At 66.7% G+C, this 880-nt stretch carries 2 protein-coding genes; one reads left to right on the forward strand and one right to left on the reverse strand.

Annotation, left to right across the window (positions count from 1 at the left end; all coding sequences use genetic code 11):
- On the forward strand, nucleotides 1-215 hold a 215-nt coding region (locus INT12_RS30530; protein ID WP_193059185.1), incomplete at its 5' end, for an HAD hydrolase family protein.
- Here INT12_RS30530 and INT12_RS30535 read toward each other — a convergent pair.
- A partial coding sequence (locus tag INT12_RS30535; protein ID WP_193059186.1) for a basic secretory protein-like protein occupies nucleotides 212-880 on the reverse strand: 669 nt, incomplete at its 5' end. The genes INT12_RS30530 and INT12_RS30535 overlap by 4 nt on opposite strands.

Genomic DNA, 880 nt, shown 5'->3' on the forward strand with positions numbered 1-880 from the left:
TGCAGAAGCTGGCCGAACACCTGGGCATCGACCGCACCCAGGTGATGGCCATCGGCGACCAGGAAAACGACCTGACCATGCTGCAGTACGCCGGCACCAGCGTGGCGATGGGCAACGCGGTGGACATCGTCAAGGCGACGGCACTGCACCAGACCACCCCCAATTCCGAAGACGGCGTGGCCCTGGCCATCGAGCGTTTCGTACTACGCGATTAAGCGCCGCGCGCGGCATTACCCTGCTGCGCGACATACGCATCCCAAAGCGCCGCCAGATCCTCACCGGTGTGCGCCTTCCACAACGCCGGCGTGTAGCTGCCCTTGCGCAGCGCCGCATCCAGCGCCTTCACCAGGCCTGGATGCCCGGCCTCGCTCCACTTCAGGAATGCACCGGTGACACGGTAGCCGGTGTCCACCTTGGGCTCCGGCTTGCCCTGCGAAGGCAGCGCCCAGCCGCCGGCCGCGTTGTCCACGCCGTAATGGTCGCGCGCGTAGTCCGCGATGCCCTCCACCAGCCACGAAGGCGCCTGCTCGCTGGCGTAGCCCGGGTAGCCCTGCACGATGTGCATGGCCTCGTGGGTCACCAGGTCAGTGTCGTTGGGGTGCTTCTCCAGCCAGCGCGGGTTGATGGTGATGGTGGCCGACTTTTCCTTCTCGCCCACGTAGGCAACCCCGTCATACGACGGGTCCATGACGATGCGCACGCTCGACGGCGCGGCAGGATGGTAGTCGCTGCGTTCGCGCGGATAGGTGGCGAAGAAGGTGGCGATGATGCGGTCGCGCACGGCAGCAACCGTTGAACCGCTCTGGTCCTGGTAGGTCAGGGTGACGCCATCGCGTGTCTGTTGGAGCGCCGCCGCGGGCGCAGTGGGAAAGGCGAGGGT

The organism is Pseudomonas sp. K8, assembly GCF_014889455.1.
Lineage (GTDB): Bacteria > Pseudomonadota > Gammaproteobacteria > Pseudomonadales > Pseudomonadaceae > Aquipseudomonas > Aquipseudomonas veronii.